We start from the raw sequence: 13,293 nt of genomic DNA, 5'->3' as shown, positions 1-13,293 counted from the left end.
GATGGATCTTTCTCGACTGAGCACCGATCCTTATTGGTGGGATGCCGCACCGCCCGAAGAGGCGCGCGACCCGCTGCCGGAGCGGGCTGACGTACTGATCGTCGGCAGCGGCTATTGCGGCCTGTCGGCGGCGACGGAGCTGGCCCGGAACGGGACCGATGCAATCGTGCTCGACGCCGACGCACTCGGCGCGGGGGCGAGTACACGCAGCGGCGGCATGGTGTCGAGCGGACAGAAGATGGTGATGACCGGCGCCGTGCGCGGCAAGGCGCGTGAGCGGGTGTCCGACCTGCTCGCCGACTCCGTCGAATCGTTCGCCTATATCGAGAACCTGATCGCCCAGGAGAAGCTCGATGCCGGCTACCGCAAAAGCGGCCGCTTCTTCGCAGCCTACGTGCCCAAGCACTATGACCGCCTGCGGCGCCAGGGCGAGCTTTTGCGCGAGATGACCGGCGTCACCGTTCATGACATCCCGCGCTCCGCACAGCGCAGCGTCATTGGTAGCGACTTCTATCACGGCGGCATTGTCGTCGACGAATATGGCGGCCTGCATCCCGGCCTGTACAATCGCTCGCTGCGCGACCTCGCCCGGCGCTCCGGTGCCCGGCTCTACTCGCACGCACCGGTCCGGGACATCGCACGGGATGGTTCGGGATTTCGCGTCGTGACCGGGCGCGGCATCGTACGTGCCCGCGAGGTCGTGGTTGCGACGAATGGCTATACCGGCAAGGCGACGCCGCGGCTGCGCCGGCGGATCGTTCCCGTCTACAGCTACCAGATCGCGACCGAACCCCTTCCGGCAGAGCTGTTGCGGGAGATCAACCCGGGCCAGCGGATGATCTCCGACAGTCAGCGCGAGCTGTATTACACGCGGCCGTCACCGGACGGGACGCGCGTCCTGTTCGGCAGCCGGCCGAGCTTCATCGAGATGAACGAGGCAGCGGCCGCGCGCGTCCTCTCGCGCAAGCTGGTCGAAGTGTGGCCGAAGCTCGCGCCCTTCCGCATCACGCATAGCTGGCGCGGCAAGGTGGCCATGACCTTCGATAAGGTCGCGCACATGGGCACGGACGAGGGCATCCATTTCGCTGTCGGTTGCAACGGTAACGGCGTGGCGCTCATGACCTACCTGGGACACCAGACGGCGCTCAGGTTGCTGGGGCGGGCGAACCGGACGTGTGCCTTTGACGTGCCCGACTTCCCGACTGAACCCTATTACGCAGGGCGGCCTTGGTTCCTGCCGATCGTCAGCGGCTGGTACCACTTCCGGGACTGGATGGATCGGGCACAGGCCTGATCATCCGAGCGGGAGACGGCATCTCATGCGAGCATCCGCTTCGATTCTGCACGAAACCTTCAAGCCCGATCCGTATTGGTGGGATGCGGCTCCGCCGGACACCACACCGGCGGAGCAGGACCTGCCGAAAACGGCTGAGGTGGTCATCGTCGGCGGCGGCTATTGCGGACTGTCGGCCGCGGCCGAACTGGCACGGCGCGGCGTTCAGGCGGTCGTGCTCGACGCGGGACCGCTCGGTATCGGCGCCAGCACGCGCTCGACCGGCGGGATCACCGGCGGGCAGAAAATTCTTCTGGCCGGCCCTACGAAAAACGTAACAGCCGAACAGCTTGCCGGGATGTTGCGCGACACGATCGCATCCTTTGCCTACGTGACGGATCTCATCGAAACCGAGCGGCTCGATGCCGATTTCGAGCGCTGCGGGCGGTTCCTTGCGGCCTATTCGCCGGGACACTACGAGCGCCTGCTGCGACTGGGCGCATTGCTGCGGAAGCACACCGGCGTCTCGGTGCAGGATGTCTCGCGCGAGCGGCTTGGTGAGGTCATTCGCACGGACTTCTATCGGGGCGGCATCTTGGTCGAAGACTACGGCAGCCTGCACCCGGCCAAGTATCACCGCGCCCTGCGTGGGCTGGCGCGCAAGCGTGGTGCTGCGCTGTTCTCGCACACGGCGGTCAGCGCGATCACGCCCTCCGGGACCGGGTTCACTGTCGGGACCGCGCGCGGCGAAATCGCCGCCCGAAAGGTCATCATCGCCACGAACGGCTACGGGACCGGCACCTTGCCGTTCTTCCGCAGGCGCCTCATCCCAGTGGCGAGCTACCATATCGCGACCGAACCGTTGCCGCGGGAGCGGATGGCGGCTCTTCTGCCTGGCGGCCGCATGGTATCGGACTCCCAACGCAACCTGATCGCCATGCGTCCGTCGCCTGACGGAACGCGGATCATCTTCGGTGCGCGGCCGGCCGCCGTCGATCCGCCCGAGCGGCACGCGGCCGTTCTCATCCATCGGATCATGTGCCAGGTGTGGCCGGATATGCGGGGCACACGCGTCAGCCATTGCTGGCGCGGCCGTGTCGCGATGACCTTCGATCGTAAACCGCATCTAGGCGAGGTTGACGGCCTGTTCTACGCCGTCGGCTGCAACGCGAGCGGCGTTGCGATGATGAGCTATCTCGGGCGGGAAGTGGCGCGGCGCGCTCTTGGCGTGCAGGAGCGTCCGTCGGCGTTCGAGACGTCCCATTTCCCGGATCGCTTTTGGTACGACGGCCGGCCCTGGTTCGTACCTTGGATCACCGAGTGGTACAATCTGCGCGACGCCATCGACCGGCGTTTCGGTTAGCGACAGGTGGCGCCGCGGCTGACCGGCGGCGCCACCTGAAACCTACCGTGCCAGCGACGCCGCCACGCGCGACGGGGCGCGGAGCGCGACCAGCACCAGCACCGCGGCGACGAAGGTGCAGAAGCCAAGGAAGTACAGCCCGTCCGCGAAGCTGCCCGTCGACGTCCTGACCCAGCCCAGCATCGTCGGCCCCGCGATCCCGCCCAGGTTGCCCAGCGCGTTGATCAACGCGATCGCCCCCGCCGCGGCGGTCCGGCTCAGGAACACCGACGGCAGTGCCCAGAACAGCGGCCGCGACGCGTTCAGCCCGATCGAGACCATCGCCATGGCGATCAGCGACCAGGGCGACGCGCTGAACGCCCCCAGGCCGATCAGCCCCGCGGTGCACAGCAACAGGGTCGTCGCCACGCCGCTGCGCCGGTCGGCTTGGCGGTCGGAGAAATAGCCCCAGACCAGCATGCCGATGGTGCCGAGGATGTCGGGAACGGACGCAACGAAACCGGTCTGCAAAGTCGACAGGCCCCAGCCCTTGATGATTTGCGGCAGAAAATACACCACGCCATACGTCGCGGTTCCCATACCGAAATACACCAGGGACAGGGCCAGCACACGCGGGTCGACCAGCCCCTGCCACAGGCTCAATTGGCTGTGTACGCCCTCGACCTCATCCCGCTCCCGCGCCAGCGTGGTCTCCAGCCATTGCCGTTCCTCTTGCGTCAGCCATTTCGCCGAGGACGGCCGATCGGTCATGAAGCCCAGCACGACGAAGCCCAGCAAGGCAGCGGGAATACCTTCCGCCAGGAACATCCATTGCCACCCGGTCAAGCCCAGGGTGCCGTCCAACTGCAGCAGGCTCGTCGCCAGCGGGCCGCCGATCACGCCGGTGACCGGAATCGCCAGCATGAACGCAGCGATGACCCGAGCACGATAGGCCGCGGGAAACCAAAAGGTGAGATAAAGGATCATGCCGGGGAAGAACCCGGCCTCGAAAAAGCCAAGCAGGAAGCGCACGATCAGGAAGCTGGCCTCGCCGCGTACCAGCGCCATCGCGGCCGAGGTCAGGCCCCAGGAGATCATGATCCGCGTGATCCAGAGCCGCGCGCCGACCCGGTCCAGCAGCAGGTTGCTTGGCACCTCGAACACGAAATACCCGATGAAGAAGATCGATGCGCCAAGGCCGTAGACATACGGGTTCAGGCCCAGGTCGCGATTCATCGTCAGTGCCGCGAAACTGAGATTCACCCGGTCGATGAGGCAAACGATATAGAGCATGAAGATAAACGGCAGCAGCCGCATTGCGACCTTGCGGATTGTTCTTGTTTCGATGTCCGACACGCCATCCTCCTTTGTTGGCGACAGCCGGATCAGCGGAAGCGGCCGTGCGCGAAAGGAAGGCTACAAGCCTTGGCCGTATCTGCAAGTTTTCGGCCTTGTGACTTCGGCCATGCGAGGCGCGGGGTGGCCGGCCCCGGGGCGTCCGGGTCGGCGGTCGGCTCGGTCGGGATCAGGCCAGCAGGCTTCAGGTCAGGGGTTGGGCATTGCCGGGATTGGGGGCCGGCTGCCGGGTCTGCCGATCATGCCAGGCCTCCATCAACTGCAGCACAGTCGCCGCCGTCTCCTCGATCGACCGCCGCGTCACGTCGATCGTCGGCCAGCCCCTGGCGGTGCAGAACCGTCGGGCCCAAAGCAACTCCGCCTTCACTGCGTCCTCGTCCACGTAGTCGACGCTGTCCTGGCGCATCGGCCCCGTCTCCTGGCCGCCGCCGATCAGGCGCAGGCGGTGGCGGCGGATGTCGATCAGCGCCTCGGGCTGCAGCGTCAGGCCGATGACCGGCACCCGGATCGTTTCCAGCTCCGCCGGGATCGGCAGGTTCGGCACCAGCGGCACGTTCGCCGCCTTGATTCCCCGATTGGCAAGATAGAAGCACGTCGGGGTCTTTGAACTGCGCGATACCCCCACCAGCACGACGTCGGCCTCCGCCAAACCCGGCTGCGCCTGTCCGTCGTCATGCGCCAGCACGTAATGCATCGCGTCGATACGGGAGAAGTAGTCGGCGTTCAGTTGATATTGCCGTCCCGGCCGGTTCTCCGCCTGCTGGCCCAGCGCCTGTTGCAGCACGTCCAGCACCGGGTCCAGCACGTTGACCACCGTTACGCCCAGGCGCTGGCAGGCCGTGTCCAGCTCCCCCCGCAGCGCACGGTCAATCAGCGTGGACAGGACGGGGCCAGGCTCCGCCTCGATACCCTCGATCACGCGGTGGAGCTGGAACCGGGTGCGGATCAGGCTCCACCGATGATGCACCACCGTCGCATGCTCGAACTGCACCGTCGTCGCTCGGGCGATCGCGTTCAGCGTATCGCCGGTGGCATCGGAAACCAGATGGAGATTGACCCGGGGCGTGTCCATTGGCCGACTTTACGCGCCGGCGGCGGCCCTGTCAGCGTGGCATCGTCAGGCGCTGGAACCGGCCGAGCCAGATGCCCCTTCGTCGCGGCGGCGGCGGCTCCAGAGGCATCGCAATGGGCCGGAACCGGCACCTCCGCTTCATGGCGGGATTGATGCCGAATATCCGCTTACCCCATCCCCAAGGGGACAAGCGCGACCATGACGGCGGCGAAGGGCTATGGCTTGCCCCCCGCATATGGGGTAACGACCTCGCCGTTCTTCAACGACTGCGGATACAGCACCACCTCAACCTTCGGGTCCTTGAACTGTTCGACGTCGTTCCCCTTCACGCCCCGGAACTGCACCTCCAGCACCCGCGACTCCGTCCATTCGCCATTCGTACCGAACGTGATCGGGCCGGCCACCGTCTGGAACGAATGGGACCGGATGTAATCGGCCAGCTTCTGCTGATCGAGGCCCTTGGTCGCCTCGATCGCCTGCTGCAGCACCTGCATGTCCGCATAGGCGAAGGGCGGCAGGTAGAAGCCCAGGGCGTCGACGCCGGCCCCGGCCGCCTTGGCTTGGTAGCGCTTGAGGAAGTCCAGTGCCTCCGGCGTCGCGAAGGACCCGACCGGCAGCCAGAAATCGTAATCGACGATCCCGTTCAGCAGCGGGCCGAGCTGGGTCTTGATTGCGGTTGCCTGCAATCCGACCATCCCGCCCCCGAACAGCCGCGCCTTCAACCCGATCTCGTTCGCCGCTCGGATCATGCCGACGCTGTCGGGCGGATAGGACGCGACGAACACCAGGTCCGGATTGGTCGCCTGGATCGCGCGGATGATCGGGCTGTAGTCGGTCGTGGTCGGCGGGTAGGACCGGTCATAGACGATCTTGAACCCGGCCTCCTTCGCCAGCTCCCGCGCCCCGTCCAGGGCGTTGTGCGGGAATTCCGCGTCCGCCCCCACCAGCGCGATCGTCTTGGGCTTCGGGTCCAGGCTCTTGGCGACCTCGAAGAACCCCTTCGAGAAGCTCTGCTTGGGATGGTCCCCACCGGTCGGCGCGATCGAGAAGTAGTTCGGGTAATTGAACTCCGAATTCGCCGAAAGGCCGAGCAGGCCAAGGAACATGCGCCTGTGCTGGATGGCGACGGGGATGGCGGGGGCCACCATGTTGGTGGCGTAGCCGCTGACGATGATATCGACCTTATCGACGTCCAGCAGCTTGGTGTAGATGCCCGGTACGGTCGCGGGGTTCGACTGGTCGTCGTAATAGACTAGCTTCACCGGCCGCCCCAGCAGGCCGCCTTTGGCGTTCACCTCCTGCTCCCAGATCTGCATCGCCAGCAGCGCCGCCTTGCCGTTCGGCGCCAGGCCGCCGGTCAGCGCCATGCCGAAGCCGATGGTGATGGGGTCGGCCGCTCGCGCAACAGCGGGCGCCAGCAGCAATGCGATGGCGAACAGCGCGCCTGCCAGGCGTGTCAGCATGGCTCGTTTCCCTCGGAATCTTTATTATGCGTCAACTATGTCAGACACCCGCGCCCACGGGAAGGCCCGACCGAAGGCGCACCGCCCCGCTTCAGGGGGCGATGGCGACCGTGGAACGCCGGGGCCGGGGGCCGAGATAGGCGGCCCGCTCGCTTTCGCTGCGCCAGACCATGGCGCGGACCTGCAACAGGTCCTTGCGCGTCACCAGGCCGACCAGTTGGCCGGTCTTCGGCTCGACCACGGGAATCCGACCCTGTTCGGTCGCCAGCATCAGGTCGACGGCGTGCGTCGCCACGTCATCGGGATGCAGCACTGCCAGCGAGGCGTCGGACACGCGCTCTCCCAGCCGCTCCCGCATCTCCTCTTTCCCCGTTTGCCAGCGCAGCGCGTCCGCCCGGGTTGCCAGGCCGACCGGCCGGCCGGCTGCGTCCAGCACCGGATAGACGCGATGAGGGCCGTGCCGCAGCGCCGCGACGGCGTCTTCGATCGTCATATCCGCCGGCAGGGTCGCGACATCGTGGACCATCACGTCCCGCACCCGCGTCAACTGATACGGGTCGATGGTGTACTCCCGCGTCACGTGCTGGCCGCGCCGCGCGATCTTCTCGGTCAGGATGGAGCGGCGCAGGAGCAGGACGGTGACGGCAAAGGCGGTGACCGAGGCGGCCATCAGCGGCACCAGGACATGCGTGTTGCCGGTCAGCTCCACGGCGAACAACGTGCCGGTCAGCGGCGCGCGCATCGTGCCGCCCAGCATGGCCGCCATGCCCAGCAAGGCCCAGAAGCCGTGCGGCCCCGGCAGGTCCAGTCCGATCGCCCAGCCCAGTGCCCCGCCCAGGATCAACAGCGGCGCCAGCACGCCGCCCGAGGTGCCGGACGACAGCGCGACCAGCCAGATCACTGCCTTCACCAGCAGGATCGTCACCACCGTGCTCGCCACCAAGTGCCCGGACAGCAGGTCGCCGATGACGTCGTAGCCGACGCCCAGCGCTCGCGGCTCGATCAGGCCGCCCAGGCCCACGACGATCCCGCCCAGTACCGGCCACCACATCCAGTGCAGGGGCAGGCGCTCGAACGCGTCCTCGGTCGCATAGAGCAGGCGCGTCAGCAGGCCGGAGAACAGGCCGAGCACGATGCCCAAGCCGGCGCAGGCCGGAATGCCCCACCAGGGCAGAGCCGGATCGGCCGCGAACGGAAACAGCGGCCCCGCGGCGAAGATCAGGGGACGAAGGCAGTTCGCGGTGACCGACGCGACTGCCACGGGCACGAAGCTGCGCGGGCGCCATTCGAACAGCAGCAGCTCCACCGCCAGCAGGATCGCGGCGATGGGCGTGCCGAAAATCCCGGTCATGCCCGCCGCCGCGCCGGCGACCAGCAGTGTCTTCCGCTCCGCCGCGCTCAGGTGGAAGCACTGCGCGAACAACGAGCCGATGGCTCCGCCGGTCATGATGATCGGCCCCTCGGCGCCGAATGGACCGCCGGTGCCGATCGAAATCGCCGAGGACAACGGCTTCAGCACTGCCACCTTCGGCGACATGCGGCTGCCGCCGATCAGGATGGCCTCGATGGCCTCGGGGATGCCGTGGCCGCGGATCTTGTCGGACCCGAACCGGGCCATCAGGCCGATAATCAGGCCGCCCAGCGCCGGCGCCGCGACCATCCAGACGTTGGGCCGCGCCAGCGCCATGTTGGCGGGGGCGGTGCTGATGATGCCGAACCACGTGAGGTTGGTGACCAGCGCGATCAGCTTGAGCAGGACCCAGGCGGAGGCCGCGCCGCCGCAACCGGCCACGAGCGCCATGGCGGACAGCACCAGCAGGCGCGGATCGACCATGAAATCGGCCAGCCGCCGCCTGTGAACGGTCAGCGGTGTGACTGGTATGGGTTCTGGCATACTGGCTCCTCGGTCTTTGGATGGGCCTTATATATCGTGATACGACATAATAGCCATGACACCTGACATGCCAGCCCTGACGCGAGCGCAGTACGTCGCGATCGCCGCCTTCCGGTACCGCCTGCGCCGGTTCCTTGCGTTCAGTGAGGCCGCGGCGTCCGCCGTCGGGCTGGCGCCGCAGCAGCACCAGGCCCTGCTGGCGTTGGCCGGCCACGTCGGGGAGGAGGCGCCGGGCGTGGGCGCGGTGGCCGAGGCGCTGCTGATCGCGCCCCACAGCGCCGCGGAACTGGTGGCACGGATGGTGGAGGCCGGATTGCTGACCAAGACCCGCTCCACGCGCGATCGCCGCAAAGTGGACCTGCGGCTGACGGAGCAGGCGGAGGCCCTGCTGCGCACGCTGACGGAAGCCCATCTCGCTGAGTTGCGGACGCTGGGACCGGCGCTGGCCGAGGCGATCGGAACGACCGGGGCGGGCTGATGCGACCCGTGTTCCCCGGTGATTCATTTTGCCCTAGTCTCCGTGGCAAACCGATGGAGACGATCCATGCGCGACCTCGACGAATTCACTGTCACCGACGAGGCCTTGGAGCAGATGGCTCGGACGAAGAATCCGCGCCTGAAGGAGATCATGGACGCCGCGGTGCGTCACCTTCATGCCTTTGCCCGCGACGTGAACCTGACGCCGGAGGAGTGGCTGACCGGCATCCAGTTCCTGACCCAGGTCGGCCATGCCTGCACGCCGCTGCGCCAGGAATTCATCCTGCTATCCGACGTGCTGGGCCTGTCTGCCGTCGTCAACGCGCTGCACGACAAGAAGGCGCGGGAACTCGGGTCGCAGAGCAGCCTGCTGGGGCCGTTCTACCGCGAGGGCGCACCGTTGCTGCCGATGGGCGCGCAGATCGTCGAGACGCCGACGGTCGAGGAGATCGTGATCTACGGCAAGATCACCGACAATGACGGCACCCCGCTGCCGAACGCGCTGATCCAGGTCTGGCAGACCAGCGAGCGCGGCGGCTACGACCTGCAGGAACGCCAGGGCGAGTCCATGGACATGCGCGGCAACTTCATGACGGGCGCCGACGGTGCCTATCATTTCCGCACGGTCCGGCCGCTGGGCTATTCCATCCCGATGGACGGGCCGGTGGGGACGATGGTGGTCTCCCAGGGCCGCCATGGCATGCGGCCGTCGCATATCCACTGCCTGATCGGCGCCGAAGGCCATCGCGAACTGGTCACGGCACTCTATTTCGGCGACGATCCGAACATCGACAGCGACACGGTCTTCGGCGTGTCACAGGCGCTGGTGGTGGAAGCGAAGGACGACCCGGCATCACCCATCCCCGGCCTGCGCGCGGTGCATTACGATTTCCGTTTGGCCAAGGCGGCACCTGGGGAATCCGGCCGCGTCGGCGCCGATCCGACCAAGCTGATGAAGGCGGCGGAGTAATGGCCCGCAGGATCGTCGATATCTCCTCCCCGCTGAAGGCGGGGATCAAGAGCGATCCGCCGCATATGCTGCCGCAGATCAAGTACATGGATCACCATGACACGGCCCCTGCCATGGCGGACTACATGGGCGTGCGAGTCGAAGACCTGCCCGACGGCGAATACGCCGCCGTCGAGACGGTCACCATCAGCACCCATAACGGCACGCACATGGACGCGCCGTATCATTTCTTCTCCAGCATGAACCACGCGCTGAAGCCGGGCGGCGAACCATCCTGGCGGATCGACGACGTGCCGCTGGACTGGTGCTACCAGCCCGGCGTGAAGCTCGATTTCCGTCATCTGCCGGACGGGTACGTGGCGACGCCGGGGGACATCGAAGCGGAGCTGAAGCGCATCGGTCACGAGCTGCGGCCGCTGGAGATCGTACTGGTCAATACCGCGGCCGGCGCACGCTATGGCGAAGACGATTTCGTCGATCGCGGCTGCGGCGTCGGAAAGGCCGGCACGCTCTGGCTGGCCGAGCGCGGCGTGCGGGTGGTCGGAACCGATGGCTGGAGCTGGGACGCCCCGTTCTCCTTCACGCGTCAGCGCGTGAAGGAGACAGGTGACGTCAGCCTGATCTGGGAAGGTCACCGCGCAGGGCGGGAGATCGGGTATTTCCAGATGGAGAAGCTGGGGAACCTGGCAGCGCTGCCGGCCGACGGGTTCGACGTCGTCTGCTTCCCCGTGAAAGTGCACCGCGCTTCGGCCGGATGGACGCGGGCGGTGGCGATCTTCAACACGTAGAGAGCGTGACAGGGACGGATGACAAGCCTTCGCGACCCTGGGCGCGCGCACATCATGAAGAGACAAAACCATGACGTCTCGACCACAGGACGCTTCCTCCTCCAGCGAAACCCCGACACTCCAGAATATCCCGATCGGGCTGATGGCGACCGGCACGCGGCAGGAGTTCGACAGCATGGGCACCGTCGACGTGCCGGCCGATCGTTATTGGGGTGCGCAAACCGAACGGTCGCTGCATCATTTCGATATCGGCAGCGACCGCATGCCGAAGGCCGTCTATCACGCCTATGGCTACGTGAAGAAAGCGTGTGCGCTGGTCAACCACGTGGCGGGACGTCTGCCCGTATGGAAGAAAGACGCCATCATCCGAGCGGCCGATGAGACGATCAGCGGAGCGCTCGACGACCACTACCCGCTCTTCGTGTGGCAGACGGGTTCGGGAACGCAGAGCAACATGAATGTCAACGAGGTGATTTCGAACCGAGCGATCCAGCTCCTCGGCGGCAAGCTCGGCTCGCAGCGTCCGGTAGGGCCGAATGACGACGTGAACATGGGGCAGTCGTCGAACGACACGTTCCCGACCGCGATGCATATCGCCGCGATCGAAGCGATCGACGGCATGTTGGTCCCCCAGGTGTCGAAGCTCGCGGACACCATCGAGCGCAAGGCCGATGGCTGGATGGACGTGGTCAAGATCGGCCGCACCCATCTTGAGGACGCGGTGCCGCTGACCGTGGGACAGGAATGGCACGGTTGGGCCGGACAGGTCCGCGACGCCATCGCCGCGATCGAGGCCAGTCGGGGTGGGTTGTATCAGCTCGCGGTCGGCGGGACCGCGGTCGGCACCGGGCTGACCGCGCCCAAGGGCTTTTCCAAGGACGTGGCCGGGAAGATCGCCGAGCTGACCGGCAAGCCTTTCGTGACCGCCCCGAACAAATTCGTCGCGCAAGGCTCGCTCGACGCGATGGTGCGGGCACACAGCGCCTTGCGTGACCTGGCGGTCGCGCTGATGAAGATCGCCAACGACATGCGCTGGCTCGCTTCCGGTCCGCGATGCGGCTTCGGGGAACTCAAGCTGCCCGACAACGAGCCTGGGTCCTCCATCATGCCCGGCAAGGTCAATCCGACCCAATGCGAGGCCATGGTCATGATCTGCATCCAGGTGATGGGCAATGACAGCGCGGTCGCCTTCGCGGGCAGCCAGGGCAACTTCGAGCTCAACGCCATGCGGCCGATCATCATCAACAATTTCCTGCATTCCGCGCGCATCCTTGCGGACGGGTGCGCGAAGTTCCGGGAATTCTCGGTCGAGGGCACCGAGCTCAAGCGGGATACGATCCAATCCTATGTGGAGGGCAGCGTGATGCTGGTCACGGCGCTGTCGCCGGTGATCGGCTATCAGAACGCGGCGCACATCGCCGAGAAGGCGATCGCGGAAGGCACGACGCTGAAAGCCGCCGCGCTGGCCTCCGGCAAGGTGACCGAGGAACAGTTCGACCAGATCGTGCGGCCCCTGGACATGATCGGGTCAGGCCTCGCAGGGGCCTGACATGTCCGACGGGTCCGTTCCCGCGGGCGTCATCGCTCATGTCGCGTTGCGGCTCGGCCGGCTGATGCTCGCCAAGGGTGCCGACACCCAGCTTATCGAGGGGAAGGTCAAAGCCCTGGTCGGCCGTGCCGGCTATGATACGCATCTGCTGATCTGGCCCGAGGGCCTTCTGTTGACCGTCGACAACGACGCCAGTTTCCGCACCAAGCTCGGTCACGGCATCGCGGGCATGACGGTCGACATGGGCGCGTTGATGCGGCTCGACCACATCGCTCGGGCGAACGGTGACATGGCCCAGATCGACCAGGCCCTCTCCGGCGTCGAAACGGCGCACGGCCGCTACCCGGCATGGCTGGTCGTGCTCGGGATGGGTATCACCGCGGCATGCCTGGCACGGCTTTTCGGCGGTGAAGCGCCGGTCGTCGTTGTATCGGCGGTGGTCGGAGCGGTCAGCACGCTGCTGCGCCAGCGCCTGGGAGCGTGGCACGCCAATCCCATTGCCTCGGCTTTCGTGATCGCCTTGCTGACCGGTCTGGTGGGCGCCGTCGGCATGCGCGCCTTTCCGGGAGTGTCGCCGGCCCTGTGCCTTGTCACCGCGGGCATGATCCTGACCCCCGGCGTGCCCCTGATCAACGGTGTGCGGGATGCCTTGGCCGGTCATATCGGCATGGGTGTCGGGCGGCTCGCGATTGCCGCCATCACCGTCGTCGCGATCACCTTCGGCTTGTTCCTCGCCGCCCTGTTCGCCAGTGACCCGTTCCCCGTGGGCGGGACGCCGCAATCCCTGTCGGTGATCGAGGATGTGCTCGTCGCCGGATTGGGGGCGGTCGGCTTTGCCCTGCTGTTCAACGTGCCGGCCTGGGCGATCTGGGCCTGCATCCTGTGCGGCATGTCCGGGCACGGGCTTCGCACCGCGCTCAGTCACGCGGGCTGGAGCCTCGCCAGCGGCTCGCTGGTCGGCGCGGCGGTCGCGGCGCTGATTGCCCGGATCGTCGCGCGGCAGTTCGACGTGCCGCCGGTCGTCTTCGCGTTTCCGGGGATCGTTGCGATGATCCCTGGCTCTTTCGCATTTCGAGCGGGCGTCGGCGCGCTCGCGATCATGCAGGCGG

Annotated in this window: 11 protein-coding genes; 7 read left to right on the top strand and 4 right to left on the bottom strand. The window is 66.7% G+C overall.

Features of this window, described 5'->3' with window-relative positions; translation table 11 throughout:
- Position 1: 1 nt before the first annotated feature.
- Positions 2-1,294 carry an NAD(P)/FAD-dependent oxidoreductase gene (locus VHB27_RS21445; protein WP_325604404.1) on the top strand — a complete coding sequence of 431 codons (1,293 nt, stop codon included), beginning with the start codon at positions 2-4 and terminating at the stop codon, positions 1,292-1,294.
- Between the two features lie 139 nt (positions 1,295-1,433).
- Entirely contained in the window at positions 1,434-2,636 is a 1,203-nt protein-coding gene (locus tag VHB27_RS21440; RefSeq protein ID WP_325604402.1) for an NAD(P)/FAD-dependent oxidoreductase, read from the top strand.
- Positions 2,637-2,678: 42 nt separating this feature from the next.
- On the opposite strand, the gene VHB27_RS21435 is transcribed toward VHB27_RS21440, so the two are convergent.
- From VHB27_RS21435 to VHB27_RS21420, 4 genes are all read right to left on the bottom strand, one after another.
- Positions 2,679-3,971 (bottom strand): MFS transporter, encoded by a 1,293-nt coding sequence (locus tag VHB27_RS21435; protein ID WP_325604400.1) that lies wholly within the window; start codon positions 3,969-3,971, stop codon positions 2,679-2,681.
- Positions 3,972-4,155: 184 nt separating this feature from the next.
- The gene (locus VHB27_RS21430) at positions 4,156-5,043 is read right to left on the bottom strand and encodes a pyruvate, water dikinase regulatory protein (protein WP_325604398.1); all 888 of its coding nucleotides are present in this window, start codon (positions 5,041-5,043) and stop codon (positions 4,156-4,158) included.
- A 215-nt stretch (positions 5,044-5,258) separates the two neighbouring features.
- On the bottom strand, positions 5,259-6,506 hold the full coding sequence (locus VHB27_RS21425; protein WP_325604396.1) for an amino acid ABC transporter substrate-binding protein: 1,248 nt from the start codon (positions 6,504-6,506) through the stop codon (positions 5,259-5,261).
- Positions 6,507-6,597: 91 nt separating this feature from the next.
- Entirely contained in the window at positions 6,598-8,400 is a 1,803-nt protein-coding gene (locus tag VHB27_RS21420) for a chloride channel protein (RefSeq protein ID WP_325604395.1), read from the bottom strand.
- A gap of 67 nt (positions 8,401-8,467) precedes the next feature.
- Here VHB27_RS21420 and VHB27_RS21415 point away from each other — a divergent pair, with 67 nt between their 5' ends.
- From VHB27_RS21415 to VHB27_RS21395, 5 genes are all read left to right on the top strand, one after another.
- Positions 8,468-8,878 (top strand): MarR family winged helix-turn-helix transcriptional regulator, encoded by a 411-nt coding sequence (locus VHB27_RS21415; RefSeq protein ID WP_325604393.1) that lies wholly within the window; start codon positions 8,468-8,470, stop codon positions 8,876-8,878.
- A gap of 66 nt (positions 8,879-8,944) precedes the next feature.
- Positions 8,945-9,847 (top strand): dioxygenase, encoded by a 903-nt coding sequence (locus VHB27_RS21410; protein ID WP_325604391.1) that lies wholly within the window; start codon positions 8,945-8,947, stop codon positions 9,845-9,847.
- Positions 9,847-10,635 (top strand): cyclase family protein, encoded by a 789-nt coding sequence (locus VHB27_RS21405; RefSeq protein WP_325604389.1) that lies wholly within the window; start codon positions 9,847-9,849, stop codon positions 10,633-10,635. Before VHB27_RS21410 ends, VHB27_RS21405 begins: the two co-directional genes overlap by 1 nt.
- 70 nt (positions 10,636-10,705) lie before the next feature.
- Positions 10,706-12,184 carry a class II fumarate hydratase gene (gene fumC, locus VHB27_RS21400; protein WP_325604388.1) on the top strand — a complete coding sequence of 493 codons (1,479 nt, stop codon included), beginning with the start codon at positions 10,706-10,708 and terminating at the stop codon, positions 12,182-12,184.
- A 1-nt stretch (position 12,185) separates the two neighbouring features.
- A partial coding sequence (locus VHB27_RS21395; protein WP_325604387.1) for a threonine/serine ThrE exporter family protein occupies positions 12,186-13,293 on the top strand: 1,108 nt, incomplete at its 3' end.

Source organism: Rhodopila sp. (genome assembly GCF_035548235.1).
Classification (GTDB): domain Bacteria; phylum Pseudomonadota; class Alphaproteobacteria; order Acetobacterales; family Acetobacteraceae; genus Rhodopila.
This window is presented reverse-complemented; position numbering and strand designations above follow the sequence as displayed.

Coding starts and splice junctions, on each gene's coding strand:
- VHB27_RS21415 (WP_325604393.1), top strand. CDS start 8,468: ATGCCAGCCCTGACGCGAGCGCAGTACGTCGCGATCGCCGCCTTCCGG.
- VHB27_RS21430 (WP_325604398.1), bottom strand. CDS start 5,043: ATGGACACGCCCCGGGTCAATCTCCATCTGGTTTCCGATGCCACCGGC.
- fumC (WP_325604388.1), top strand. CDS start 10,706: ATGACGTCTCGACCACAGGACGCTTCCTCCTCCAGCGAAACCCCGACA.
- VHB27_RS21445 (WP_325604404.1), top strand. CDS start 2: ATGGATCTTTCTCGACTGAGCACCGATCCTTATTGGTGGGATGCCGCA.
- VHB27_RS21405 (WP_325604389.1), top strand. CDS start 9,847: ATGGCCCGCAGGATCGTCGATATCTCCTCCCCGCTGAAGGCGGGGATC.
- VHB27_RS21425 (WP_325604396.1), bottom strand. CDS start 6,506: ATGCTGACACGCCTGGCAGGCGCGCTGTTCGCCATCGCATTGCTGCTG.
- VHB27_RS21420 (WP_325604395.1), bottom strand. CDS start 8,400: ATGCCAGAACCCATACCAGTCACACCGCTGACCGTTCACAGGCGGCGG.
- VHB27_RS21410 (WP_325604391.1), top strand. CDS start 8,945: ATGCGCGACCTCGACGAATTCACTGTCACCGACGAGGCCTTGGAGCAG.